The following is a 21,960-nucleotide window of genomic DNA, read 5'->3' as shown; positions in this document are numbered from 1 at the left end:
GGGAGCTATCGCTCGATCCAAAAACGCTCCATAAGGGCGTCAGGGATATGCACAGCGAGGATAGGCACGTCGCGAATGGTTCTCCTCTTGTCAGCAGTTTGGACGTGATACCGGTGAAGTTGAAAGGTCACCGTCTCGGCAGAGATCAGAGCGCGAGCTCCTGGATAGTTTGTACGAGCGTTCGAGCCTTGGAAGAGAGCTCTGATTTTTGACGGCTCTTTATCGGTAAGCGTACGCTTCGACTCTACACCTGACCAAGGACCAGAAAACGCGTAGAAGGTACACCGCATCGCCGGGTCGTCGGCGATCATGCGCTCCAAGTTCAGCATAAGCGCGCTATGCTCCAGGGTGTCGTCCGGCCACTTGTAGCGGAACTGACCGATCATAGGAACAATGTCAGATAGCACAATGTCTTTACTAAAAGCCGGGATGATCTGTAACTCGTTCCAACCATCCTCGCCGTAAGGAGAAAACGCAAAACTTTCTAGAATTCGATCCACTGTCTCACGGTTCTCCGATACAACATCACCGTCGTCGAATGGATGCTTAGGAACGATCCACCCACCCTTTCCCCTTGATTGATACATTTCAAGCAAAATGACTGATGATCTTGTTGGTTTCAGGCTGGCGTCGAGCGGATAGGTTCGTACCCATTCTTTCAGCGTCTTGCCGCTATCCAAATGCTTTCGGATGTGACTGCGGATGGCTTCTTCATGGCGGACATAATCAGTGAAAGCGTTTATATTCTCCTCGGTCAGATAAATGCGGCATAGGCCAAGATAACGCTTCTTATATCCAAAAAATCGCGCGCGCTGCTGGATATTATCAGCGTTTCCAACCCCGGTTGAGCGAGGAATGTAGCTTACAGTGAGACCTTCGACCGTGAAGCCCCGGTCAAGGCCGATGCCGCCGACCAATATCCAACTATACTCGCCTGCCCACTCAACCGGTGCTATCCGGTCCTTTTCTCGTGTATTGAGTTCGGCGACGGTCGTTTCCTCCATAGCCTCAAAGAGAACCGGTTCGATGTCCTCAAACGTCAGCGTTGTGTCGTAGGTTTCGAGGAGATCTCTCGTGGCTGCGCGGAAATCTTCGATTAAATCCGTATGCTCCGGATGGGACGGGTCTTGGAGTATGGTAGCCCAATGATCCTTGATTTGGCGCGCCCAGCGCGCATACATCAAGTGATCATCTTTGCCAACCGCTGGATGAATCATCATTGAGCGGTTTCGACCTTTCTTGAACTCGTCCTCTAAAAAACCAATCGCAACGCCGATGAAAAAGTCACGAAGCGCATCTTTGAGGCTTTCTGGCGGGTGCAGGGGCGGATCATTTTTGTCCGGTACATCTGAACTTGGTATCAGTTCGATGTACCGATCGTGACCATCGACAAAAAACTCTTGCCCGCCAACATAGTTCGTTCCGGGAGTAATTACTCTGCCGAAGTCCGGTGATAGGGCGTCGATGCGGCTGATCAGCAGCGGTGCCTGGGGCGTGGCTGTATAGAGCACATAGCTATGGTGCGGGAATAAGGCGCGAAGCGCTTTGATCCTCTCATAGGTGGTACTCTCGTCGTCTTGCTTGGCCTTGGTGTTCAAGCCAGCTTGGTCGCCCTCATCGTCGATGATGAGCGTCGGAACATCGGAGAAGTCGGAACCCGCTAGCAGCTTGGTGAGGTTGTCTAGATGCTGATGCTGCTTCATCGAGACGATGATGATCGTCCTTGCCCGGGCGCTTTTCCTACGCCATGCTCCGAGTTCCTTGTCGACACGCCTGACTTCGCTTTCCTGGAACGCCTTCATCTGAGTGGTAAAGACGTTCCACTCGCGCGCGCCCGCAACGTCAAGGTCGTTCTTCAGACGGTCAAACGACTGCTCAACGAGGTTGTTAGTGGTGCCCGCCAGCAGGATCACGAGCCTGTAACCATTATCTCGCGCCAAAGCGGTCAAACTTGTGAAGGAAAGCGTCTTGCCGCTTTGGACATAGCCAATCACTAGACCCGTGTTGGTCTCGTCGCTGGCGTCCGGTGCGACGCACTCGCTCAAGATCGACGTTGTCTCTTGAACGAGCCTTTCCTTTTCCTCCGGCGAGAGATCGCGATTGGACTCAAGGAGGTCAGTTAGCGCGGACCTCTGTATGGGCGACCACTTGCCATTATGGGTCACGGAAGCAGGGGAAACAGCTATCACGTTGGGCTTACTAGTCATTGGAGATTGGCTTCGAAAGTTGATCTCGGAGAATTTCGTTCGTGAAGCGGCGCACGGCAGAGGGATGTCTTTCGGCGCGCTCACCTGCCGCGACCTCCGCGAGAGCCATGGCGGCTGCCACGTTAAGCACGGCGAGGAAGCTTTCGGAGTCGAGCGTTGGGAACTGCGCCATGAAGGGGTGAAGCATGGAGATGCGAATTGTAACCTGACGTGGTTCGGGGTCCGTGAACGAGGGCCGGTTACTGATCTCCACCCAGTTGCTGTTTTCATCTGCGTAAGACAACTCGATGGAGACGATCCACAACTCATCTCGGAACCGCATCTTAAACTCAACCCGCTCCTGCTCGGCGTCCGCGATCTTGGGAAGCTGTGTTGGGGCGGGGTTGGTTTGCCCGGATGTGTCCGACAGGGCCGGAGGTTGCGGTTCTTCTGAGTATGGGTTCGACACATCCTTGCCGTGCAGTCGCGCGGCCATGGTCTTGAGAGCGGTAGCTGCATCCTTACGTGTTGTCTTGACATCTCTTTTGCTGCGGTACTCCCGGACTTGCTGAAGCAGCGGAAAATCGTCTTTCGAAAGCTCTCCGCGGAGCTTGATTAAAAACCTCTCCTCGGTCTCCTCCCACTGAATGCCGTCTTTGGTATGGCTGACTTGGAAACCCTTAAGGTGGATTTCCCCGAAGACACGCAAATACGCGTAAGTATTCGAGGCACCGAAAATGTCTTTTGGCCTATAAGTCTCATCATAGCTGCCGAGGATCAGTCTCTTTCGGCGAAACAGTGCTAATCCCGCAAACTGATTGCTAATGGTTCTCCTAATGGCGACGAAACCAACCGCTGACTTGTTGCCTCCGAGGTCGATCTCAATTTCCTTCTTCCACTCGATCTCCGGTCCATCGGGGTCCCGGTAGGAGGGAGCCACTAAGATCTCGGGTTCTTCGTAGACCAACGCTTCGCCATTGATGCGAAGGATCAAGCTTCGTTCTCGCAGGAATATCCTATAGATGCTCGCGAGGTGACTCTTAATCTTCTTGATCGTATTGCCCTGCGGGAACCGCCGGATGTTGTCTAGCCTTACTTCGGTGAAATGCTTTTCCGCCGATACGTGCGTATGAATGACATGGAGTTCTTCGATGCGGTCTTCAACAATTGTGTCGATGTCAAAGTAAACGGCTCTCTGAACGTTCTCGCCGAGAGCCGTTGTCGTGACACTCCAGTTGGGAGAAAACCAACAGGCCGCACTTTTCATCCCCATGCCAAACTCGGAAAGCCCCGAGGCGTTGGGTGGAATTTCTGCGGGCCGGAAGGCCCGTGCGTAGTCGTTTGCCGAGATGCCTGCAGCATTATCTCGGATCGTTATGCTTCCTTCATGAGGGTAGACGTCTATGTCAATGGTGAGTCTATAAGTGTCCTTGTGCGCGGCCTGTAGCTCTTTCTGACGATCAATGCTGCTCTGAATCGCATTGTCAACGAACTCCGCGATTGCGAACCAGGCCTTGTAGTTGAGGTGAGGCAGCACAGAAAGGACGTTAACGCCAGGGAGTATATTTATTGACTGTAGAAGGGCCATCACTCGGCCGCCATGACCTGATCGATGTCGCGCATTTCTGCCGTCCGCCGGACGAGTGCATCGTAAATGTTCTGCACAACGTCAACGTTTACCGCATTGCCGAATGCCTTGTAAGCATCGCCCTTAGAATCGGGAAGATGCTTCAACTCCCCCATGCTTTGGAGACGACTGCATTCGCGCGGTGTCATAAAACGCTTCTTCCAGGCAATGATCGGGACCTGGCTGGTCGTCATAGCAATCAGCGATGGTGCTGTGTCCTCTTTCTTAACACGTATACCACTCGCCCTAAACTGCAGGACATGTTGCCAGATGTTTCGCTCGCTCCCTTTGCAGTTCCACTCTAGCTTCTGGAAGCTGGGCGGGAATGTTCTAATCTTCTCGATCAGCCTATCTATGAGCACCTTGTGGTTCTTGTAGAGTTCCCGATTCTTCAGGATAAAGTCTACCTTCCAGGCCGGAAATGTGTTGATGGCAGTATGGGCGTAACCAGGGAGAGCAGAACGCACTTGATCCGGCGTTAGCCCTTTGAGCGGTTGCCCGAATGCTCCTTTGTATTTGTCAAGTCCGATGTAGCCCCGCTTGTGGGGAGTAGGTCCATCTAGGGGATATGTTGCTCCGAACTCCATGGCCCATATAGGAAAGGACGGCAGCTCTACGTCTTTGGGAAACCCAGTTAAAAATTCTTGCCAGGTTTCCAGGTAGCGGACGTGATTGTCATTGAGGCTATGGGCATCAGCCGGTTCGTCGTCGAGCACGTCCCTTATGGAAGTTTTGGGGAAAGTCGCTGGCTCTGGCCATTTAAACCCGTTAAGCCCAAGACGGTCTCCGACGATGAACGCCCGTTCCCGCTTTTGAGGAATTCCGAACATGTGCGGCGATAGCATGTGATAGCTGATGTCGTAATCTTCGGATAGTTGGTCGCAAATAGTTTCCCAAGTCTTCCCGTTGTCGTGCTTCACAAGGTTGGGAACGTTCTCGATGATGAAGTAACGTGGTTCCTTGAACTTGAGAATCTTTACAACATATCCGAACAGATTACCCCACTGTGGACATTCTAGCCCCTTTTGATCTCCTGCCTTAGAAAAAGGCTGGCAGGGGAATCCAGCGCATAAAACGTCGTGGTCCGGTATGGTTTTGAGATCTACTTTGCGTATATCACCTGCGGGCTTGATGCCAAAGTTCTTCTCGTACAGATTGGACAGTTGCGGATTGAGTTCGGACGCAAACACGCATTCTGCCCCGCGCGCGCTGAGTGCCTGATGGAAGCCTCCCAGGCCTGCAAACAGATCAATAAACCGATGTGCGCTCAACCTTAACGTCCTCTATTTCCGGTCGAGCGGCAGAAGAAGTTGTTTGCCTTTGTGGTAGTCAATAAACCTTTGCAATGCGCAACGGATGACATACTGAAGGGAAAGCGGTTGCCGATGTGCGGCAGCGATACGGCGTAACTCTTCACACTCGTCAAGGTCTAGGGACACGCTGAAACGCTTCATGTCTGGCATTCTTATTCATCTCGGCATGTGCGGGACCCTCGCGCGATCATATTACACCGTTTAGCACCAAGGATACCAGAGAACCAAGAACCAGAGGGGTCAAACCAGAGGGGTCGAATTGAGCTAACCCGCTTTTCTCGGACACTTTTGAAGGTAGACAATACCTCAGGAGGTGTCCGATGGGAACGAAGAAGAATAAGGTGAATCCGGAGCGCCTGCGCACCCGGTATACGAAAGAGTTCAAGCTCGAAGCAGTACGCCTATTGGAGCTTGGCCAGAAGCCAGCGACCCAGCTCGCGCTGGAACTGGGAGTCGCGCGCAACCAGCTTTATAAATGGAGGGAGCAGCTCGACGTCGCTGGAACAGATCGCGCTTTCCGTGGACCAGGCCGCAAGCCCCTTGACGAGCAGAGCGAAATCGAACGCCTGCGCCGAGAGCTCAAGCGGGTCACCGAGGAGCGCGACATCTTAAAAAAAGCTGCGGCGTACTTCGCGAAGGATCTGACGTGAAGTACGCCTACATCGCAGTGTCGCGCTCGCAGTACTCCTTGGCCTCATTGTGCCGTGCCCTACAGGTCTCGCGCAGCGCTTTTATGTTGGCAGGGGCGCGGGACTAGCGCCCGCGCGCAGTCTGATGCCGCCCTCCTGATCGAGATCCGCCGCATCCACCGTGAACACCGACAGGCGTGCGGCGCGCTCAAGACTTGGCATGTTCTACGCCGCGAAGGCGTCCCCTGTGGCAAGCACCGTGTGGCGCGGCTGAGGAAGCGCGATGGCATCGAAGCCAACCGCAAGCGCCGCTTTCGGGTGATCATCGAGCACCACCAGACACCTCTGGCGGCGCCCGATAGACTGGAGCGTCGTTTCCTCGCGTCGGCGCCCAATCGTGCGTGGGTCGGGGATATCACCTTCATCCGCACCCGGGAGGTGGCTCAACCTCGCGGTGCTGCTCGACCTCTACTCCCGCAAAGTGGTGGGCTGGGCGATGGGAACGCGTCCGGACAAAGATCTCGCTCTAGCTGCGTTGAACATGGCGCTCGCGCACCGGGCGCCCCCACCGGGCCTCATCCACCACACGGACCGCGGAGCCACCTACAGCGCCGCTATGTATCGGGATCGCTTACAAGCAGCGGGCGCCCTTCCCAGCATGAGTGGTCGCAAGAGCGCTTACGACAATGCGGTCGCGGAGAGTTTCTTCTCGAGCCTAAAGAACGAGCTCGTGCACCACCGCGACTTCCCGACGCGGGACTATGCCAAGGCCGCGATCTTCGACTACATCGAGGTGTACTATAACCGGCAGCGATTGCACCAGACTCTGGGCTATCGCACGCCGGAGGAAGTTGATGGCGAATGGCGAAATGCTTAATTAACCTGTCCGAGGAATCCGGGTTAGCTCAAATCTCGTTTTGCATAGCATTCCTTCGTAGCCTCCCGCCATGGCCAGACCTCTCCGAATCGAGTATCCCGGTGCGTGGTATCACGTGATGAACCGTGGGGCGGGGCGCAAGCGGGTGTTCAAGACCGATGCGCAGCGGGAGTATTTCCTTCAGTTGCTCGCCGCGACGGCGGAGCGCTATCGGGCGGAGTGGCATGCCTACTGCCTGATGGACAACCACTACCATCTGTTGCTGCGCACCCCGGAGGGGAATCTCCAGCGGGTGATGCGGCACGTCAACGGGCTGTATACCCAGTTCTTCAATCGCGCGGAACGGCGCGACGGGGCGCTGTTCCGGGGGCGCTACAGGGCGGTGCTGGTGGACGCGGATGCCCATTGGCTGGAGCTCTCGCGCTACATCCACCGCAATCCGCTGGAGGCGGGCATGGTGCGCGATCTGGACGACTACCCCTGGTCGAGCTACCGCGCCTATGTAGGCCTGGAGCCGCGCCCGCCGTGTTTGCGTACCGACGACGTGCTCAAGGCGATCGGCGCGCGGGATCGCCAGCGGCGCTACCGGGCGTTCGTGGCGGGCGATACGGACGAGGCGTTGCGGGCGTACTATGAGCAGCGCTCGGGCAGCGGCATCCTGGGTGACGAGGCGTTTCGCGCGCGGGTGCTGGCGGGCAAGGCGCCGGACCCCGATCGGCCGGCGGTGCGGGCGGCGCAGGTGCGTCCGTCGGTGGATGAGATCGTGGCCGCCGTGTGCCGGCGCATGGGCGTCGACGAGCAGGAGGTGTGGGTCGGTCGCCGTGGGCGCGCAGTGCGCACGCCGGCGCGCCCGTTGGCGATGTACCTGTGTCAGGAGGTCGGCGGCCTCACCTTGGCGGAGATTGCCGAGCGCTTTGGCCTGAGCGGCTATGCGGGTGCCGGCTCGTCGGTGCGCCGCATCCGCGGACTGCTGCAGAACGACGCGGGCCTGCGCAAGGTGGCGGAGCGGGTCAGGCGCGATCTCGAGACCGGCGCCACCGGCGGCTAGAAGAGCAGGGGCCGGCAGAGGTAGCCCGATCCCCGCGCCGGCGCGTGGCGCCCCTCCACGAGAACGACAAGCTCCGGCGCTTGGTACAGGATGACCACGGCATGGCATCCGCCGGGCGTACGCGATGATCACGCAGGGCAGACCGGGTGTGGTTGCTGCACCTCGCGCGGCTATCCTTTCGGATGGGCTCGCGGCGATGGCCGCCTCGGAACTACGCAGCAGATAGAGCAGCAGGATCGCTCCCTCAGGCGCGCAGAGCCGGAAGTGCGGGCCGTCGTGCGGTTTTAACGGGCAGTCGGTCGGGACCAGCTCGGGACGGTCCCGCCCATGTGATACCCACGCAGAGGACGCATCGACATGAACAGAACGGCCTTGTTTGCCTTGGCTTTCGGTGGCCTTACGGTGGGCGCCGGCGGCGCGGCCTTCGCCGACACCGACGAGACAGCAACAGAATGCTCCGTTTCCAGCCTGGACGGCAGCTATGTCTACTCCGCAATGGGCACCCTGGCAGGGGAGCCGTATGCCTCCGCCGGCATCATGTCCTTTGATGGGGACGGCAACCTCGCGATCCTGGCTAGCCGCTCCGTGGAACGGGAGCAGCTCACTCAGAGCGGGACTTACAGCATCGAGAGCAATTGTTCCGCTTCCATGGAGGTTGCCGACGGGACGATAAACGACCTTTATCTGGGGCCGGCCGGACAGTCCTTCAAGTTCGTACGCGTCTCCGGCGAGGATGTTGTTGTCGGGGAAGCGGAGCGCGTGACCACCGGGTTTGTCGGGGAACCGCCCGGTCCGTAACACGGCGCGTCGCCTGGATCCGAGTGTAAGGGACGATCTGGCAGGGCATACCCGGGGCGGTTGCTGCACCTCGCGGACCTATCCTTTCGGGTGGCCTGGCGGATAGAGCAGCAGGATCGTCCGGAACGGCAGGGCGTGGCGTGTGGGATGGCATGTGAACGCTGCGGGCGTCCGCTCCCGCGCGATGACCGCGTCACACTGCGCGCTGCCCACGGCCCGTGCTCCCACGGAGGGAACGGCATGCGTGCGTTGTTAAGCACACTCGTCGGACTGACATTGGGGGTCTTTGCTCGGCGTGCCGGCACCAAATACGGAAGGCAGCGGCATCAGCGAGGAGACCGTTGACTTCTACGCTGGTGGAACACGTAAGCGGCGGATTCGCCTCGCTCGATCCCACTACGCTACCCCTGGACGAACTGGACGTGAGCCAGCCGGGCGTAGGTCCTTAGCGTGGTAGAGCGGTTGGCGGCTCGTCGCACGCTGCAGCGTGGCCTTTTGCGGCGGACGGCGCTGAGACAGCCTGCCGCGCTGAGCACGAGCGGCCCTCGCAGCTCGCGTCGCTGCGTGTGACGTGTGCCGGATGCACCCCCCTGGAAGTGGTCAAGGCGAGGGAATGCGTGCAACAATCGGGGACAGACCCCGCAAACAATCGGGGACAGACCCCGGTTTTCGAGCGTTCCGACGCGCCCAACTGCTGTGAGCAGTCGGCCGAACGCAAAAACAATCGGGGACAGGCCTCTGCATTGCTCTGTGCGCGTTCCAGGCTAGTCAGCATTCCATTGATGTAACCGATATCCAGCTGCGACCCGTTCTCGGGGCATGATGCGGCGCTGGATCCGACGTAAAGTCCGACTAGCCCGGTGGGCAATCCATTGGCGTAGTGGTTTCATGTCGCGTCTCGAATCTTGGTCAGATGTGCGAACAGTCGCTTACGCCGTTGCCGCGAACGGGGATGCTCGTTCCGCCGACTGCCTGTTTGTCAACTGAGAGCTTGGCGGCCCACCTCTGTGGCGTGTTCATAATGAGGTCGGTGAGCCGGAGTAAGCGTTCGACGCCGTCACTCGATAGATAAGCGACGCAGCGCACATTAGCGGTGACGATCTCTACATATCCGGCTGGTGGCGGATCGCCGAGCTCGAACGCCTGGAAAGCTTCCTGGATCGTTGCCGCATGAAGCATCAATGGCGGAATGAGCTCCAGCTTGTCCGTATGCTCGAGCAGAATGTAGCGCTGGACATCATCCCGTACGCCACTGCCGTCACTGTCGATGCCGACAAGGGTTGCTTTGCCAGCCGGACCCGGATCGGGCGGTAGATTGGCGCCGGCGCATCGAGTTAGAAGCGGATGAAGGGGCTCATCTCCAGGTGATTTGCCGGTGGTGCGCTCGCCCGCGCGCGCATGTCCCGTGTGACTCGTGTTCTCTGCTAGCTTTGCGCATACGTGATTCTTGGCAGCGATGTGGATGATAGACTTCTTCCCCCTGCCAACTGTCTGCTGTTCAACGAGCCAGCCATCTGGAACCAAGGCTTGTTCGTCGACGACCACGCGAGTTCCGTAAGTGGCGGTACCTAGATGCTGGATACTAACTGTGGTTTCGCTCAGTCGTGCGGTGGTGGCCCATTGATGATGGATCTGGGGTTCAGCGGGGGTTGCCCGCACATCGCTAGGTGCGTTCGCCCAAAGACACGGACTCACGAGTAGGAGTGCCGCTGCCATAGGCGCTAAGGTCCGTTGGGCTTGTTGCATGTCCACATCCAATTCTCGCGTTGATGATTGCGGGTGGATCATTCACGCCAAGGGCACAGATGTAAACGGGCATCGCGACGTGTCCGCACTTGCTCACGGCTTTTGACTGGGATTGCTTGCAGAAGGCGACGTATATCGCCAATAGAGTGCAGGGAATCCATTGACGGCAGCGCGCTGGAGGCGCTCATACTGGCGGTGGCTTACGTACTCCTCCCCTGCGTAGGTTCCCGCCGGGCCGGCGAGCTTGTCGCGGTGGGCGTTGGCTGGCTGGCCCTCACACTGGTGTTCGATTTCTCGTTCGGCCTCACGCAGGGCAAGTCCTGGCCTGTGCTGTTAGAGGCGTACACGTTCCGGGGAGGCATCATCTGGCCCATCGTCTTGCTCGTCACGGCGGCGGCGCCCTGCGTGGTGGGCAAGCTGCGGGGTTGGCCGGGTATTCGCGACAGATCCTCTTTTGCGTCAAAACGATAAATGCGCGACAAAAGAGCTCTTAATATGTCGCGAATATGGCTTTTCGTGACATATAATCCGCCCCATGCCGAAGCGAATCCCGGAAAAAGAGCTCGATGCCATCGTCGCGGTTGTAGCTGCACAGCCAGAGGGCATGCCGGTCAGTGCCATCCTCGAGGCTCTGCCCGCCGAACTGGAGAGACGCACGCTGCAGCGTCGCCTCGCCCTGTTGGTCGATAAGCAGCGGCTGATCGCGGAAGGCGAGGGCAAGGGCCGGCGCTATTGCGCGCCTGTCGCCATTACCGGCGCAGCAAATCTGATCGTGGGCAAAGCAACGGTTGAGGCGCGGGGCGAGCTTTACGTTCCTCTCTCTCCCGAGGGGGAGGACATCAGGCAGGCGGTGCGCGCGCCCATACAGAGCCGGAAACCGGTCGGCTACCGGCGCGACTTTCTGGATGATTACCAGCCCAACGTTACCTACTATTTGCCAGCAGAAACGCGCCAGCGCTTGCTGATGATAGGTCGCCCGCCGGGTGGTGAGCGCCCGGCGGGAACCTATGCGCGCACAATCTACAGCCGCCTGCTCATTGACCTGTCCTGGAACTCCAGCCGCTTGGAGGGTAATACCTACTCACTGTTGGAAACCGAGCGTCTGCTGGATCTGGGGGAGCCCGCCGAAGGCAAGGACGCGCTGGAAGCGCAGATGATCCTGAACCACAAGGCGGCCATCGAGCTACTCGTGGACCAGGTTGACGAGATCGGTTTCAATCCATACACCATCCTGAACCTGCACGCCTTGCTTGCGGAAAACCTGCTTGCCGACCCGCAGGCCGGCGGTCGCTTGCGGCACATTCCGGTGGGTGTCGGTGGCACGGTCTACCATCCGCTGGAGGTGCCGCAGCTCATCGAAGAATGCTTTGGGATTATTCTGGAGACCGCGGCGGCGATAGTCGATCCGTTCGAGCAGGCCTTCTTCGCCCTGGTGCACCTCGCCTACTTACAGGCCTTCGAGGACGTCAACAAACGCGTATCTCGCCTAGCGGCGAATATCCCGCTGATACGCGGAAACCTCTGTCCACTATCTTTCGTGGATGTCCCGGAGCGTGCCTATGTCGAAGGCGTGCTGGGAATCTATGAGCTGAATCGCGTCGAGCTGTTGCGCGACGTCTTCGTATGGGCGTACGAGCGCTCCAGCGCCCGCTACTCGGCGGTCCGCCAGTCCCTGGGTGAGCCCGATCCTTTCCGCCTGCGTTACCGCGCGCTGATTGCGGAGATAGTCGCCGCCGTGGTCCGGAGCGGGATGGACAGAAAGCGCGCGGCTGCACGAGTGCGGCAAAGCGCAACAGAGCAGGTGCCGGCAGTGGACCAAACACGATTCGTCGAAGTCGTGGAGACCGAGATCATGAGCCTCCATGAAGGAAACATTGCGCGCTACCGGCTGCGGCCGGTCGAGTACCGGGCTTGGCGGGAAAGCTGGCGCTGACAGTTCGATGAACGAATTCGACATGGAGCCGCGAGAGCGATGAGTCACGCAATTCGCACGGAGAGGCTAGTCAAGCGCTACGGGAACGTCACTGCGCTCGATGGCGTGGACCTCGAGGTTCGGCGCGGGGCGATCCTCGGCTTGCTGGGGCCGAACGGGGCGGGCAAGACCACCATCGTGCGTATCCTCGCGACGCTGATCCGCCCCGATGGCGGCTATGCGGAGGTGGCGGGCTACGACGTCTGCAAGCAGGCCCACCAGGTGCGGCAGCTGGTCGGGCTGACCGGGCAGTATGCTTCGGTCGACGAGAAGCTGACGGGGCGGGAGAATCTGCTGCTGTTCGCGCGCCTGCTCGGCTACTCGCATGGCGCGGCGCGGCGGAGGGCCGCGGACCTGCTGGCCGAGTTTCGCCTGGAGGAGGCGGCCAACCGGGCGGTGGGCCTCTACTCGGGCGGCATGCGCCGGCGGCTCGATCTGGCCGCCAGTCTGGTGAGCCGGCCGGCGATTCTGTTCCTCGACGAGCCGACCACCGGGCTAGACCCGCGCGCGCGGCTGGAACTGTGGAGCCTGATCCGGGAGCTGGTGGGGCAGGGCACCACGGTGCTGCTGACCACCCAGTACCTGGAGGAGGCCGATACGCTGGCGGACGACGTGATGGTGATCGACCGCGGGCGGGTAATCGCCGCGGGTACGCCGAGTGAGCTGAAGGCGCGTGTCGGCGCGCGGGCGCTGGTGGTGCGCGCGGCGCGCGAGGCGGACGTCGCGCCCATCGCGGCCGCGATGCACGAGGTGACCGGCGTGGCGCCCGAGGTAGGCGGCCTGCGGCTCAGCGTGCCGATGAGCGCGTCCGATCAGCTGCCCGCACTGGTGCGCCGGCTCGATTCGGCGGGCATCGTGGTCGAGGAGCTCATGCTGCGCAGCGCCAGCCTGGATGATGTGTTTCTCGCCATCACGGGGCAGCGCCGGGAGCACGAAGAGGAGCGGGAGGCATGAGGGGCCCGCAGGAGCTTACGCCGCGGGTCGGCCTGGGCCGCGCGCTGCAGCAGACCTTCACCCTAGCCTGGCGCACGCTGCTGCAGATCCGCCACAATCCGATGGAGCTGGCGGATTTCAGCATCCAGCCGATTCTGTTCCTGCTGCTGTTCCTGTTCGTGTTCGGCGGCGCCATCGCGGGCTCGCCCGCGGACTACCTACAGTTCATGCTGCCGGGCCTGATCGTGATGAACATGATGTTCGTCACCGTCTACGTCGGCTACGGACTCAATGCCGATCTCACCAAGGGCGTGTTCGACCGCCTGCGCGCGCTGCCCATCGCGCGCTGGGCGCCGCTGGCCGGCCGCATCCTGGCCGATATGGTGAAGCAGGGCTGGTCGATACTGCTGCTGCTCGCGGTGGGGTTCCTGCTCGGCTTCCGACTCGAGGCACCGTTCGCCGGCGTGCTGTTGATGAGCGCGCTGCTGCTGGTCGCGGCGCTCGCCTTCTCCTGGACCATGATCCTGGTGGGCGTGATGGCGCGCGAGCCCGAGCACGTGCAGATCTTCGGCTTCACCGTGCTGTTTCCGGTGACCTTCGTCAGCAATGTTTTTGTGCCGGTGGAGACCCTGCCGCCCTGGCTGCGCGTAGTGGTCGAGCACAACCCGGTCTCGCACCTCGCCGATGCCGCGCGCGGCCTGCTGCTGGGCGGGTCGGTCCTGGAGCCCGCCCTCTGGTCGCTGCTGTGGGCGCTCGCGGTGATGGCGGTGTTCGCGCCGCTTTCCTTGTGGGCGCTGAATCGGCGTCTGGCGCGCGGCTAGCGCCGGCGGCGGCGCGGTGGCCCCTTCGTCGCCATCCATCCTGACGGCGTTCGTGCCCCGGCTGTTCGCTGCTGACGCACCACCAAGCCCCTGCGGCTAGAATGCCCCTCCATGGAAGCGACCGTTTTGATGTGGGTGTTCGCCGTTCTGCTGGTCTTCGCGGGCCTGGCGGGATTGATCTTGCCGGCGCTGCCCGGACCGCCGCTGTTGTTCGTCGGCTTGTTGTTCGCCGCATGGGCCGAGGACTTCGCGCACGTGGGGGCGGGCACGCTCATCGCCCTCGGGATCCTCGCGGTACTGATGTACCTGGTGGATCTCGCCGCGACGGCGTACGGCGCGCGCCACTTCGGGGCCTCGGGGCGCGCCATGATGGGCGCGGCGGTGGGCGCGCTGGTTGGGCTGTTCTTCGGACTGCCGGGCGTACTGATCGGCCCCTTCGTCGGCGCGGTGATCGGCGAGCTGTCCATGCGCCGGCCGATCGGCTCGGCCGGCCGCGCCGGTGTCGGCGCTTGGCTCGGCATGGCCATCGGCGCGGCCGTGAAGCTCGCACTGGGCTTCGTGATGATCGGCGTATTCTTGGTCGTGCGATTTCTCTAGCACCAGACGCGTTTCAGCCCCGAGCGGGCACCCTGTCGCCCGCACGCCATTGCGGTTCAGCGGGCGGGCGAGGCTGGCGGTGTGTTCGCGCGCAGACGGCGCCGGCATCGTTCGACTAGGCTTCCGGTAGCACAGCGGCCGGGGGCTGGCCATGCGGGAGATCGACGGCACAAGCGCGGGCAGCACGCGCGGTTGGAGTTAATGGACGCGCTCGTTTTCGACGGCTGGACGCAGCTGCTGCGCACGGCGGTGGTCGGGGTGCTGGCCTACGTGACCCTGATCGCTTTGCTGCGCGTATCGGGCCGCCGGACGCTGTCGAAGATGAACGCCTTCGACTTCGTGGTGACGGTGGCGCTCGGTTCGACCCTGGCCACGATCCTGCTCAACCAGGACGTCACCCTGGCGCAGGGTACGCTCGCTCTCGCGCTGCTCATCGGACTGCAATACGCGGTGGCGTGGGCGAGTGTCCGCGCGAGATGGGTGCGCCGCGTGGTCACGGGGGAGCCGGCGCTGTTGCTGTACCGCGGCGAGCTGTTGCCGACCGCGCTGCGGGCGGCGCGGGTGTCGGTCGATGAATTGCGCGCGGCGGTGCGTTCGGCGGGCGCGGTGGATCTGGGCGAGGTGGAGGCGGTGGTGTTGGAAACCGACGGCTCGTTCAGCGTGGTGCGCGGCGCGCCCACCGCCGTGCGTGCACGCTCGAGCCTGCACGGCGTGTCCTCGCCTGGGGCGGCGGATACCGAGCCGCCTTGAAGCGCAGGCAGCCCTGTGGCAGCGGGGGCAGGCTTGGCGTGTAGGCACTAATCCGCGACACCGGCCAGCGCGCCCCTTTGTGCGGGAGAGACCGGCGTGGTCGCTCGGCCCGCCAACCCTTCACCCGCTACACGGGCGGCGAGCGAGACGTGGTTGCTGCACCTCGTGTCGCTATGCTTTCTCATGGGCATCCTTACGATGACGGTTGTCCTCCGTCTCGGAGGCCGCTGGGGAGGCGTGTAGCGGGATCGCTCGCTGCGCCGCGGGCCCCAATCCCAAGGCCGAACCAGCCATCGTGTAGGACCACACCCCCTCGCCGCGGGCGGCCGCTCCGGCTAGATACGTGCGTCGCCCACGGCCCTTCCTAAGGAGGAAACGTCATGCGCGCGTTGTCGAGCACACTGGTCGGGCTGACGCTGGCAGCGCTCGCCCTCGGCGTCCCGGCTCAAGCCCCAGCCGAGAGCCAGGTCGAGCGCAGCGTCATCACGGACGCCAGCTTCGACTTCTACCCTGCCGTGCTAGTGGAAGGTTATGCCAGCACCTTGATCATCTCGACCCTCTCGGACGAAGGAAACTATGAGGTCTGCAGCCTGCAGGGGCCCGGGGAGGGGGCCTGCGTGGAGGTGCGGGGGTTGCCGCGCGGTGTCGTTCAGCGCCCGGTTGCCGACTTCGGACTGGCGGCGAACGGTATGCTGGTCGTGCAGAGCACCGATGCACAGACGGTCGGCGTGACGTCGCTGTTGGTGGAGCATGCGAGCGGCGCGTTCGACCTGATCGATCCCTATACGCTGCCCCGTGGGGCGCTGGGCATGAGCGTGCCCGGCGCGGATCGGTAGCGCCGCGGCGGGTGGCGGCGAGACTCGTCGCCGACCGACGCCCTCGGCCTCTCGGAAATGATAAGCGGGGCGCATCGCGCCCGCCGAAGTTACGCGTCCTTGCTCCGCTTGCCCTTTTTATCCCGTCGCTTTTCCTTGAGCGACTTCTGGGCCACCTTCTTCGCCTTTTCCTTACTCATGCGGGGCACTCCCATTTCGATCGTTCGTCCGATGCCGGGCGGCTCCCGGCTGTACGTTCACGGTTTCCGTCAACAGCGACGTTCGCTCATAGCGCCTCCTTGTCCGGGGCCGGGTCGACGTGGAGCACGTAGAACCGGCTGCTCAGGTTATTCAGGGCGACATCGACCACATCGCCCGGCTCGGCGCCGATCAGCCCGCGACCGAGCGGCGACAAGCAGGAGATGCGGCCCCGCTCGGGGTCGCTGTCGGCAGGCCGGGTGACCACCAGCGCAATCTGCTCCATGCTCTCGCGCTCGAGGAGCGTGACGCGGCAGCCGAGGCGCACGCGGCGGGGCAGCGATCCACGCTTGGCGCGGTAGGCTCGCTCCACTTGGTTGAGCGCCTGGCGGACCTCGGCGCGCTTGGGTGTACGCGCCGATTTCGGCGCCGGTGCAGGAATGCAATCACCCCCCGGGTGTAACAGAGACACAACATGCGTGCGTGCCACTGCGACGCCTCCATGTCTGGTGAAGTACGTGCTTCGGAAAAAAACGGTGCTGGAAACAGCGAGCAGGCCGGGGGCGACGGCGCGCCGCCCGGCTTAAACCGGAAAGGTGAGGGTGCTGCGTGGCGTGGGGCTGGATTGGATCTGCAACATGGCGATAGGGCTCGCTATGGCTGCCGTATGGGAACTGCGTACGCCTCAGACCATACCCGTTAAAAAATAAAAGGCAAGCCGGCCTGGCACGCGCGCAGCTGCTGGTTTGCTTTTTCCAACGCGGTATGTCTCAATCTTGGAAACGGGCGCCGAGGTGGTGCCCGTTCGTCGTTGGAGTTCGCGATCCGTCATGGCCAAGCGTCGCCTTTTCATTGTTCGCCCCCGCCTTCCCACCCGCTAGTCACGGGATGCGCGGTGCGCGCATCCCGTTCTTCTGCAAACCTCACGTTGTTCGTTTCACCGGGTCCCGCTTCAGAGGAGGTTCGGGTATGGAACGTTACTTGCCTTTTGCGCAACGCATGGCGAGCCGCTCCGAGGTCTTTCAGTTGCGCTTCGCGCGTGCCGCGGCGCGTCACTTGCAGCGCTCGGCTTCACTGGACTGGCTCTGCGACGGTCATGGATTGGAGCTGCTGGCCGATAACGAGGATGTGCTTGCCGAGGCCGGTGCGCAGCTGTGGAGGGTGTACGGCGATGACCTGAAGGTGGGCGAGGTGCGCGCCCGCTACCGATGGGACCCCATGCCGCTGGAGCCGGTGATGAACGTGGTGGTGACGGTGCCGAGTGCCTTCGGTACCCGCGCGCAGGCGCTGCTGCGCGCGCGCGGTGTGAGCGTCGGGGTGTACGACAGCGGGCGCCGCGAATGGCGTTTTGTCGGCGACGCGCCCGCCGCGCGCATTATCGGCCTGCGCGACCAGCTCGACCTGCTGACCGACGGCACCGCCAAGACGCAGACCACGTTGCTCGGGTACTTCGCGCCGCCGCCGGGCCCGGGCGGCGACGCCGCTTGACCGGCGGCGCCGCTGAGGCGAGGGCGTAGGCGTCCGCCAGACGCCGTGACTAGGAGTCGAATCAATGAGCGGTACCGGATTGTTGGTGAACTTCATCGGCGGCGTCGCGCTGCTGGTGTGGGGCGTGCGGATGGTGCGTACCGGCATGATGCGTGCCTTCGGGGCGCGGCTGCGCCAAGTGCTCGCGGCGTGCACGGGAAACCGCTTCGCGGCCGCGGGCACCGGCCTGGGTGTGACCGCGGCCCTGCAGAGCAGCGCGGCGACGGCGTTGATCGTCTCGCCGCTGGTTGCCCGCGGCATGCTCGGCGGCGGCGTCGCGCTGTCGGTGATGCTGGGCGCGGACATCGGCTCGGCGCTGGTCGCGCAGGTGTTCGCCTTGGATCTGCGCGGGTTGGCGCCGCTCGCGGTCGCGGTCGGTGTGATCACCTTCATGACCGCGCGCGCCGACCGAGCGCGCAACATCGGGCGCATCGTCATCGGCGTTGGGCTGATGCTGCTCGCGCTGGGCTCGATCACCGCGGCGTCCGCGCCGCTGCGCGACGCCCAGGGCTTCGGCGTGCTGCTCGCAGCCCTCGAGGGCGAACCGCTGCTGGCAGTGCTGTTCGCGGCCATGCTGACCTGGCTCGCCCACTCGAGTCTGGCGATGGTGTTGCTGGTCGCGGCCTTGGCCGCGTCGGGCGCGTTGCCGCCCGCGCTCGCGCTGGTGTTGGTGCTGGGCGTGAACGTGGGGGGCGCGATTGCACCCTACACGCTGCAGGCCGGCGCCCCGGCGTCGGCGCGCCGGGTGCCGCTCGGCAACCTGCTCATGCGCGGCGCGGGCGCCCTCGCGCTGTTGCCGCTGATCCCGGCGGCGACGGAGTGGCTGCTGGCGCTGGATCCCTCGCCCGGGCGCGCGCCGGTGCATGCGCACTTGGCCTTCAACCTGATGGTGGCGGCGCTGTTCCTGCCGTTCACGGACCGGGTCGCGCGGGCGACCGCGCGGCTGTTGCCCGACGCGCCCGTGACGCCCGATCCGGCGGCACCTCAGCACCTCGATGCGGCGGCGCTGGACACGCCTTCGGAGGCGCTGGCCTGCGCCGCCCGCGAATGCCTGCGCCTCGGCGATCTGGTCGACCACATGCTGCAGCGCAGCATTCAGGTCCTCGAGCACGACGACACCGATCTGCTGAAGCAGGTGGGCGCGGACGACGACGAGGTGGACCGTCTGCACGAGGCGATCAAGCACTATCTGATTCAACTCTCGCGTACCCACATGACGCTGGACGAGAGCCGGCGTTGCATGGAGATCATCCGCTATACGGTGAACCTGGAGCACGTGGGCGACATCATCGAGAAGAACCTGATGGAGATCGCCGCCAAGAAGGCGCGCCACGGCTACCGCTTCTCGCCCGAGGGGCTCGCGCAACTCAAGGCGATCCACGCGCGGGTCGGCGAGAACCTGCAGCTCTCGCTCAACGTGCTGCTGTCCCGCGACCCGCTACTCGCGCGTCGCTTGCTCGACGAGAAGGGCATGTTGCGTGCGTTGGAGCAGGCGGCGGTGCAGGCCCACTTCGAGCGGCTGCGCGCCGGCGAGGCGGAGTCGATCGAGAACAGCGCCGTCTATCTCGACGTCATCCGCGACCTCAAGCGGATCAACGGGCACTTGGCCGCGGTCGCCCATCCGTTGGCGAGTCAGGAGGGTGACGCGCCGGCGGCCGCCGTGCCGCAGCGGGAACTGGGGGATCGGGCGGCGCCGCGCGCGGGCCTGCCAGTGGAGCACGGGCCCTGACTGGCCGGGTCAAGCTTGTGCCCGCCTTGGACGTGTTCTAGACCTGTGGGGTGCCGGCTCGCCCGGCACCCCGCATCGACCCTCGATGCTCACCCCTCGCAGATAAGGAGATCGCGATGGCGGAACGTTACACCACCAAGGACGCGTCGGCCGGTAAGGGCGGCGAGCTTCATCAACCGGCGGGGGGCGACTCGCCCACGCTGACCACCCAGCAAGGCGCGCCGATCAGCGACGATCAGAACTCGCTGCGCGTGGGCCTGCGCGGTCCCACGCTGATGGAGGACCAGGTCCTCCGCGAGAAGCTGTTCCACTTCGACCACGAGCGCATCCCCGAGCGGGTGGTGCACGCGCGCGGCTTCGGGGTGCACGGCTATCTGGAGACGCTGGAGGAGCTCTCCGACATCACCCGCGCGCACCTCTTCCAGCGCAAGGGCGAGCGCACGCCCGCGTTCGTGCGCTTCTCCACGGTGGCGGGCAACAAGGGCTCGACCGATCTCGCGCGCGACGTGCGCGGCTTCGCGGTGAAGCTCTACACCCAGGAGGGCAACTGGGACATCGTGGGAAACAACATCCCGGTGTTCTTCATCCAGGACGCGATCAAGTTTCCCGACCTCATTCACGCCGCCAAGGACGAGCCCGATCGCGGCTTCCCGCAGGCGCAGACCGCGCATGATAACTTTTGGGACTTCGTGTCGCTGACGCCCGAGAGCACGCACATGCTCATGTGGACGATGTCGGACCGCGCCATCCCGCGCTCGTTCCGCTTCATGGAAGGCTTCGGGGTGCACACCTTCCGCATGGTCAACGCGCAGGGCAAGTCGACCTTCGTGAAGTTCCACTGGAAGCCCAAGCAGGGCCTGCAGTCGGTGATGTGGAACGAGGCGCTCAAGATCAGCGGCGCCGATCCGGACTTTCATCGCCGCGACCTATGGGATGCGATCACCAAGGGCGACTACCCGGAATGGGAGCTCGGTCTACAGGTGTTCGACGAGGCGTTCGCCGAGCGCTTCGAATTCGACGTGCTGGACCCGACCAAGATCATTCCCGAGGAGCAGGTGCCGGTGCGCGTGGTCGCGCGCCTGGTGCTCGACCGCGTGGTGGACAACTTCTTTGCCGAGACCGAACAGGTGGCCTTCTGCACGCAGAACATCGTGCCCGGCATCGACTATTCCGACGACCCGCTGCTGCAGGGGCGCAACTTCTCCTACCTCGACACGCAGTTGAAGCGCCTGGGCAGCCCGAACTTCACGCATCTGCCGATCAACGCGCCCAAGTGCCCGATGCACCACTTCCAGCAGGACGGGCACATGGCGATGCACAATCCTACGGGGCGCGCCAACTACGAGCCCAACAGCTGGGGCGCCGAGGCGGGGCCGCGCGAGAACCCCGCGCAGGGCTTCACCAGCTTTCCCGCGCCCGTGGCCGGCGAGAAGCTGCGCGCGCGCTCGGAGACCTTCGCTGACCATTACAGCCAGGCGCGCCAGTTCTACATCAGCCAGACGCCCGTCGAGCAGAAGCACATCGGCGACGCCTTCGTGTTCGAGCTGAGCAAGGTCGAGCGCGAGGACATCCGCACGCGCATGGTCTCGCACCTGCGCAACGTCGACGAGGGCTTGGCCAAGAAGGTGGGCGTGGGCCTCGGGCTGGAGGCGATGCCGGACCCCGCCGAGGCCGCGCGCAAGCCGCGCACCGATCTGCCCGCCTCGCCCAAGCTCAGCATCCTGAAGAACGGCCCCCAGTCCTTCGCGGGCCGCAAGGTGGGCGTGCTGATGAGCGACGGCGCGGACGCGGCGCTCTACGCCGCGCTCGCCAAGGCGGTCGAGACCGAGGGCGCGCTGCTCGAAGTGGTGGCGCCGACCGTCGCCGGGGTCAAGGACAGCAAGGGCGCCCGGATCAAGGCCGACCAGAAGATCGGCGGCGGCCCCTCGGTGCTGTATGACGCGGTGGCGGTGTTGCTGTCGGCGGAAGGCGCCAAGACCCTGGCCAAGGACGCCACCTCCCGCGACTTCGTCAACGACGCCTTCGCGCACTGCAAGTTCATCGCCTACACCGCCAGCGCCAAGCACTTGTTCGAGAGCGCCGGCATCGCCGGGCTGCTCGACGCGGGCTGTATGGAGCTCAGCGACGAGGCGGCCGCGACCAGCTTCATCGAGGCCTGCCGCGCGGTGCGCCACTGGGAGCGCGAGGCGTCGATCGACCAGACCTGACGCCGGGGCGGACGGGGCGCGCGGCGCGTCCCGTCGGCACGTTCAGTCCCATGCCGGTCCCATGCGGCGCGGTCGCGCGCGGGTGCGCGTCACCTTCTACAGTTGAAGAAGAACCCGCCAAGCGTGCCGTGCGGCTCCGGGGACTGTCGTTGGCACGTCCAGTCCTCCCCCGGAGGGAAATCAGAAT

General features: G+C 63.1%; 19 protein-coding genes and 1 pseudogene. 14 read left to right on the top strand and 6 right to left on the bottom strand.

Features of this window, described 5'->3' with window-relative positions:
* Nucleotides 1-5 precede the first annotated feature (5 nt).
* The 4 genes from HUS23_06030 to HUS23_06015 form a co-directional block, all read right to left on the bottom strand.
* Nucleotides 6-2,045: a hypothetical protein gene (locus HUS23_06030; GenBank protein ID QKT03391.1), complete on the bottom strand. Its 2,040-nt coding sequence runs from the start codon at nucleotides 2,043-2,045 to the stop codon at nucleotides 6-8.
* A 154-nt stretch (nucleotides 2,046-2,199) separates the two neighbouring features.
* On the bottom strand, nucleotides 2,200-3,774 hold the full coding sequence (locus tag HUS23_06025; GenBank protein ID QKT03390.1) for an ATP-binding protein: 1,575 nt from the start codon (nucleotides 3,772-3,774) through the stop codon (nucleotides 2,200-2,202).
* Nucleotides 3,774-5,084 carry a DNA (cytosine-5-)-methyltransferase gene (gene dcm / locus HUS23_06020; GenBank protein ID QKT03389.1) on the bottom strand — a complete coding sequence of 437 codons (1,311 nt, stop codon included), beginning with the start codon at nucleotides 5,082-5,084 and terminating at the stop codon, nucleotides 3,774-3,776. Before dcm ends, HUS23_06025 begins: the two co-directional genes overlap by 1 nt.
* A 12-nt stretch (nucleotides 5,085-5,096) precedes the next feature.
* Nucleotides 5,097-5,267 (bottom strand): ribbon-helix-helix protein, CopG family, encoded by a 171-nt coding sequence (locus tag HUS23_06015; GenBank protein QKT03388.1) that lies wholly within the window; start codon nucleotides 5,265-5,267, stop codon nucleotides 5,097-5,099.
* A 179-nt stretch (nucleotides 5,268-5,446) separates the two neighbouring features.
* On the opposite strand from HUS23_06015, the gene HUS23_06010 reads away from it, so the two are divergent.
* From HUS23_06010 to HUS23_05990, 5 genes and pseudogenes are all read left to right on the top strand, one after another.
* Nucleotides 5,447-5,776: a transposase gene (locus tag HUS23_06010; GenBank protein QKT03387.1), complete on the top strand. Its 330-nt coding sequence runs from the start codon at nucleotides 5,447-5,449 to the stop codon at nucleotides 5,774-5,776.
* Between the two features lie 54 nt (nucleotides 5,777-5,830).
* Nucleotides 5,831-6,067: pseudogene (locus HUS23_06005) on the top strand (IS3 family transposase).
* A 142-nt stretch (nucleotides 6,068-6,209) separates the two neighbouring features.
* Nucleotides 6,210-6,632: an IS3 family transposase gene (locus tag HUS23_06000; GenBank protein ID QKT03386.1), complete on the top strand. Its 423-nt coding sequence runs from the start codon at nucleotides 6,210-6,212 to the stop codon at nucleotides 6,630-6,632.
* Nucleotides 6,633-6,702: 70 nt separating this feature from the next.
* Entirely contained in the window at nucleotides 6,703-7,680 is a 978-nt protein-coding gene (locus HUS23_05995; protein ID QKT03385.1) for a transposase, read from the top strand.
* 357 nt (nucleotides 7,681-8,037) lie between these two features.
* Nucleotides 8,038-8,478, top strand: coding sequence for a hypothetical protein (locus HUS23_05990; GenBank protein ID QKT03384.1), 441 nt, complete (start codon nucleotides 8,038-8,040; stop codon nucleotides 8,476-8,478).
* Between the two features lie 909 nt (nucleotides 8,479-9,387).
* Here HUS23_05990 and HUS23_05985 read toward each other — a convergent pair.
* A complete protein-coding gene (locus HUS23_05985; GenBank protein QKT02341.1) occupies nucleotides 9,388-10,023 on the bottom strand; it encodes a hypothetical protein in 636 nt (211 codons plus the stop codon).
* A 736-nt stretch (nucleotides 10,024-10,759) separates the two neighbouring features.
* Here HUS23_05985 and HUS23_05980 point away from each other — a divergent pair.
* From HUS23_05980 to HUS23_05955, 6 genes are all read left to right on the top strand, one after another.
* The gene (locus HUS23_05980) at nucleotides 10,760-12,157 is read left to right on the top strand and encodes a Fic family protein (GenBank protein ID QKT03383.1); all 1,398 of its coding nucleotides are present in this window, start codon (nucleotides 10,760-10,762) and stop codon (nucleotides 12,155-12,157) included.
* A 39-nt stretch (nucleotides 12,158-12,196) separates the two neighbouring features.
* Nucleotides 12,197-13,150, top strand: coding sequence for an ATP-binding cassette domain-containing protein (locus HUS23_05975; GenBank protein QKT03382.1), 954 nt, complete (start codon nucleotides 12,197-12,199; stop codon nucleotides 13,148-13,150).
* Nucleotides 13,147-13,950: an ABC transporter permease gene (locus HUS23_05970; GenBank protein QKT03381.1), complete on the top strand. Its 804-nt coding sequence runs from the start codon at nucleotides 13,147-13,149 to the stop codon at nucleotides 13,948-13,950. The genes HUS23_05975 and HUS23_05970 overlap by 4 nt, the downstream gene beginning before the upstream one ends.
* A 111-nt stretch (nucleotides 13,951-14,061) precedes the next feature.
* Entirely contained in the window at nucleotides 14,062-14,547 is a 486-nt protein-coding gene (locus HUS23_05965) for a DUF456 domain-containing protein (protein QKT03380.1), read from the top strand.
* A gap of 201 nt (nucleotides 14,548-14,748) precedes the next feature.
* Entirely contained in the window at nucleotides 14,749-15,297 is a 549-nt protein-coding gene (locus HUS23_05960) for a DUF421 domain-containing protein (protein ID QKT03379.1), read from the top strand.
* A gap of 389 nt (nucleotides 15,298-15,686) precedes the next feature.
* The gene (locus HUS23_05955; GenBank protein ID QKT03378.1) at nucleotides 15,687-16,133 is read left to right on the top strand and encodes a hypothetical protein; all 447 of its coding nucleotides are present in this window, start codon (nucleotides 15,687-15,689) and stop codon (nucleotides 16,131-16,133) included.
* A 265-nt stretch (nucleotides 16,134-16,398) separates the two neighbouring features.
* On the opposite strand, the gene HUS23_05950 is transcribed toward HUS23_05955, so the two are convergent.
* Nucleotides 16,399-16,683, bottom strand: a complete 285-nt coding sequence (locus HUS23_05950; GenBank protein QKT03377.1) for a GreA/GreB family elongation factor — start codon at nucleotides 16,681-16,683, stop codon at nucleotides 16,399-16,401.
* Nucleotides 16,684-17,279: 596 nt separating this feature from the next.
* Between HUS23_05950 and HUS23_05945 the strand changes: the two genes are divergently transcribed.
* The 3 genes from HUS23_05945 (at nucleotide 17,280) to HUS23_05935 (ending at nucleotide 21,773) form a co-directional block, all read left to right on the top strand.
* Nucleotides 17,280-17,798 carry a hypothetical protein gene (locus HUS23_05945; GenBank protein QKT03376.1) on the top strand — a complete coding sequence of 173 codons (519 nt, stop codon included), beginning with the start codon at nucleotides 17,280-17,282 and terminating at the stop codon, nucleotides 17,796-17,798.
* Nucleotides 17,799-17,862: 64 nt separating this feature from the next.
* Entirely contained in the window at nucleotides 17,863-19,566 is a 1,704-nt protein-coding gene (locus HUS23_05940; protein QKT03375.1) for a Na/Pi cotransporter family protein, read from the top strand.
* 116 nt (nucleotides 19,567-19,682) lie between these two features.
* Complete coding sequence (locus HUS23_05935; protein QKT03374.1) at nucleotides 19,683-21,773, top strand: catalase; 2,091 nt, start codon at nucleotides 19,683-19,685, stop codon at nucleotides 21,771-21,773.
* The last annotated feature ends 187 nt before the right edge of the window (nucleotides 21,774-21,960 follow it).

The organism is Ectothiorhodospiraceae bacterium 2226, assembly GCA_013348725.1.
Classification (GTDB): Bacteria; Pseudomonadota; Gammaproteobacteria.
Note: the sequence above shows the minus strand (reverse complement) of the source record. Positions and strands in the feature narration are given on the sequence as shown.

What these genes read in the sequence shown, in the direction of transcription:
- HUS23_06025 (QKT03390.1), bottom strand. Translation starts at nt 3,774, where the DNA reads ATGGCCCTTCTACAGTCAATAAATATACTCCCTGGCGTTAACGTCCTT.
- HUS23_06015 (QKT03388.1), bottom strand. Translation starts at nt 5,267, where the DNA reads ATGAAGCGTTTCAGCGTGTCCCTAGACCTTGACGAGTGTGAAGAGTTA.
- HUS23_06010 (QKT03387.1), top strand. Translation starts at nt 5,447, where the DNA reads ATGGGAACGAAGAAGAATAAGGTGAATCCGGAGCGCCTGCGCACCCGG.
- HUS23_05995 (QKT03385.1), top strand. Translation starts at nt 6,703, where the DNA reads ATGGCCAGACCTCTCCGAATCGAGTATCCCGGTGCGTGGTATCACGTG.
- HUS23_05990 (QKT03384.1), top strand. Translation starts at nt 8,038, where the DNA reads ATGAACAGAACGGCCTTGTTTGCCTTGGCTTTCGGTGGCCTTACGGTG.
- HUS23_05980 (QKT03383.1), top strand. Translation starts at nt 10,760, where the DNA reads ATGCCGAAGCGAATCCCGGAAAAAGAGCTCGATGCCATCGTCGCGGTT.
- HUS23_05975 (QKT03382.1), top strand. Translation starts at nt 12,197, where the DNA reads ATGAGTCACGCAATTCGCACGGAGAGGCTAGTCAAGCGCTACGGGAAC.
- HUS23_05970 (QKT03381.1), top strand. Translation starts at nt 13,147, where the DNA reads ATGAGGGGCCCGCAGGAGCTTACGCCGCGGGTCGGCCTGGGCCGCGCG.
- HUS23_05965 (QKT03380.1), top strand. Translation starts at nt 14,062, where the DNA reads ATGGAAGCGACCGTTTTGATGTGGGTGTTCGCCGTTCTGCTGGTCTTC.
- HUS23_05960 (QKT03379.1), top strand. Translation starts at nt 14,749, where the DNA reads ATGGACGCGCTCGTTTTCGACGGCTGGACGCAGCTGCTGCGCACGGCG.
- HUS23_05945 (QKT03376.1), top strand. Translation starts at nt 17,280, where the DNA reads ATGGAACGTTACTTGCCTTTTGCGCAACGCATGGCGAGCCGCTCCGAG.
- HUS23_05940 (QKT03375.1), top strand. Translation starts at nt 17,863, where the DNA reads ATGAGCGGTACCGGATTGTTGGTGAACTTCATCGGCGGCGTCGCGCTG.
- HUS23_05935 (QKT03374.1), top strand. Translation starts at nt 19,683, where the DNA reads ATGGCGGAACGTTACACCACCAAGGACGCGTCGGCCGGTAAGGGCGGC.